3 protein-coding genes and 1 tRNA gene are annotated in these 2,853 nt (G+C 68.2%); 3 read left to right on the top strand and 1 reads right to left on the bottom strand.

The window, feature by feature from the left end:
* On the bottom strand, positions 1-1,274 hold a 1,274-nt coding region (locus VGI62_RS04290; protein WP_331503155.1), incomplete at its 3' end, for a DUF3987 domain-containing protein.
* A gap of 223 nt (positions 1,275-1,497) precedes the next feature.
* Here VGI62_RS04290 and VGI62_RS04285 point away from each other — a divergent pair.
* The 3 genes from VGI62_RS04285 to VGI62_RS04275 all read left to right on the top strand — a co-directional run.
* Positions 1,498-1,833, top strand: coding sequence for a Nif11-like leader peptide family natural product precursor (locus VGI62_RS04285; protein ID WP_331503154.1), 336 nt, complete (start codon positions 1,498-1,500; stop codon positions 1,831-1,833).
* A 1-nt stretch (position 1,834) separates the two neighbouring features.
* Positions 1,835-1,890 (top strand) — tRNA-OTHER (locus VGI62_RS04280).
* 498 nt (positions 1,891-2,388) lie between these two features.
* Positions 2,389-2,853: glycoside hydrolase family 25 protein (locus tag VGI62_RS04275; RefSeq protein WP_331503153.1), on the top strand; the 465-nt coding region annotated here is incomplete at its 3' end.

The following is a 2,853-nucleotide window of genomic DNA, read 5'->3' as shown; positions in this document are numbered from 1 at the left end:
GCGGCCTTGACCCGCTGGCCGAGCGCGTCCCGCCGCACATCCTCGCGCGAAAGTTCCGTCGCGTCGTGCCTGCGGATCCAGCCGATCACGCGGCGCGCGTGCTGGCGCACTTGGTGCTTCCCCTGATGGTCACCCCCGGCGCGGTCGAACACCGCCTGGGCATGCGGCCGGTAGTAGCGATCCCACAGACTCCAGGCGTCGATCAGGTGCTGCGCCCTGATGACGGTGGGCGGCGGCGCGTTGGTCGGCCGGTTCGCCGTCCAGTCGAGCAGCGCCAGCACCGCCGCCAGCCGCGCCACGGTGCCCCGTCCCTTGCCCAGCCAGCCGGCCATGAGGCCCTGCGCACGCAGCGTCTCGCCGTGCAGGCCCTCCAGGCAGCGATCGAAGACCTCCACCGCCCTGTCCTCGAAGGCCAGCACCAGCGGCTGCTCGGGCGTGCCCACCGCGCGGGCGATGCGCTGCAGCGCGTTCACCGCCTCGTCCTCGCGTGTCGGCTTCAGCGCGCGCAGCGAGCGGTAGGGCGCGGGGCCGGGCCAGACATAAAGGAAGCGCGCGGCCAGGCCGTCGCCGGTGCCTAAAAGCGCCGCCTCCAGCCGCCCCGGATCGAGCGAGCCCACGATGCTGAACGCGGGCTTGTCGCCGCGGCCCCACGGCGGGCCGATCGCGCCCCAGGTGTCGAGGAAGGCGCCGCGGTTGCTCTCGTCGCGCCTGGTCTTGCGCCCCAGCCCGGCCAGCCAGGCGGTCGGCTCGTCGCGCCACAGCAGCACGCCCTGCCGTCGCTTGGCCACCGCCTTCTCCAGCGCCGGCAACGCCGCATCGGAGACCACCACGGGACCGCCGCCCTCGCGCGCCAGCACGCGCTCGACCGTGCCGAGCGGCCGGCGCAGCCACTCGAGCGCCGGCGTCTTGCCCGAAGACGGACCGCCGACCAGCGCCTGCCACAGGATCACCGGCTCGCTCCACGCCTCGGTGATGCGGGCCGACACGCCCTGGCCGCACAGGCCGGCGACCGAGGCCAGCAGGGCCTGCGCGATGTAATCCTCCGACGAACCCGCCCACTGCGCGGCGTCCTTCACCCACTCCCGCCACTGACCGGGGAAGACTGTCAGAGGAAAGGCGGGCAGCCGCGGACGGCCCTCCTCCTCCAGCAGGCCAGGCTCGACCGCGGGCCACGGCGGCGGGGGAGGCATGGCCGCCTTCGCGGCGTCGCGCTGCCGCCAGTAGTTGTCGAAGATCGGGTTCGGGGTGGTGACGTCGATTTCGGTGAGGGGCATCGGCCGCTCCTTCAGTTGGACCGGCCGACATACGCCACAACATTGCTTCGGAACGTCAAGTGAAACTTTTGACGTCACTTAAGTTCGCAAGATTGTTGCGGAGGGTTGGGCTCCGCTGCGGGAGCGGCGCCATTTCCGCATTTCGCGCCGTTCAGCGATGAGCTTTTGGGCTAGGCGGATGATGGTATGGGGCAGGCTTGGGGTCTTTTGAACGGTGGCTTGCATGAGCATGTCTGAGTGCGAACGCTTTGTCGCGGATCTGCAATCCAACGAAGCCCTGCGTGCCGAGGCCGAGAAGCACGCCGCCGAGAGGCATCACGAGACACCGATTGCCCGTGCGGTCTCCTTCGCCGCGAGCAAGGGTTACGCCTTCACTGCCGATGAGGCGAAGGAGCGTATCAAGGCGAAGGCCAAGGCTGCCGGCAAGACACTCACCGATGCCGAACTCGACGGGCTCGCAGGGGCGGGGTGCCACGCCCGCGACGGCGGCAGCCCCAGCAGCTGCCACCCCGGCACCTACGCCGGCCGCAACGATCGCGGCAGCTGCCACGGCCGTTAGGGCGCCGGTAGCTGACGTTACGGAAGGTCAGGAGTTCGAATCTCTTCCGGCGCGCCATTTCTCCTATCGTTAGGCTCTCTGTAGGCTCGGCCCTGCCGTCAATCTGGGCGTCGTCGCGTTAACACTACAGCCGTTGGCGGCGACGATCCGCAATCGGGAGCGCTGTAACCTTGCGCGTCCGCGGCCGCCACGAGATTGTGACCTCGCAAGCAGCTTGCGCCCGGGCCAGTTTCGAGACGACCGCTTTTGGGCAGAGAGCGGACATCCCTCCTGTCCCTTGCCATGTTCGCTTTGTGCCAATAGTGGACACGCTGAAACCGCTTGACCACCTCGTCGTCGCGATCTGGCTCACTATTCAAGGTGCTCGTCGGGAAGGCCTTCGTCATCTTGAAGAAGTCTGAGGCCGCTTCGATGTAGGCCGCATGTTGTGGACGTTGCCACGCGCGCCGAACACCTTACTGTGGTTGCATGATTTCTCGCAGGAATGTTATCGCGGGCCTGGCTGCTGCAGCGACAACGGGATGCAGCGCACCTCAGGCGCCCCGTCAGGCCTCCGTGGCGCCGGATCAGTATCCGCAAACGCCGCCACCTCAAACTCCGCCGCCTGAATATCCGATCGCGCCGGCGCCGCCTGGTCGCACACCCCAGGGACTGGATGCGGTAATCGACATCAGTGCGCACACCACTGTCGCCGATTTCCGGCTGGTACGCGCGAGCAACATCCTCGCCGTCATCCACAAGGCGAGCGAGGGCGACTTCTTTGCCGACCCTATGTGTGCCGAGCGACGGTCGCAGGCCGAGGCAGCAGGACTGCTGTGGGGTACCTATCATTTCGGCAAGGGCGATTCGTCCGGCGCGCAGCAGGCAGCCTTCTTCCTGGACTCTTCCCGTCCCGGCCCACGGACTCTCCTCGCCCTGGATCTCGAGCCCAATGAAGGCGATCCCTCGAACTCCATGACGCGGGAACAGGCCGAGGCGTTCGTGCAGGCGGTGGCCAGCGCAACGGGCCGGGTGCCGCTC

The organism is Phenylobacterium sp., assembly GCF_036495085.1.
Classification (GTDB): Bacteria; Pseudomonadota; Alphaproteobacteria; order Caulobacterales; family Caulobacteraceae; genus Phenylobacterium.
Note: the sequence above shows the minus strand (reverse complement) of the source record. Positions and strands in the feature narration are given on the sequence as shown.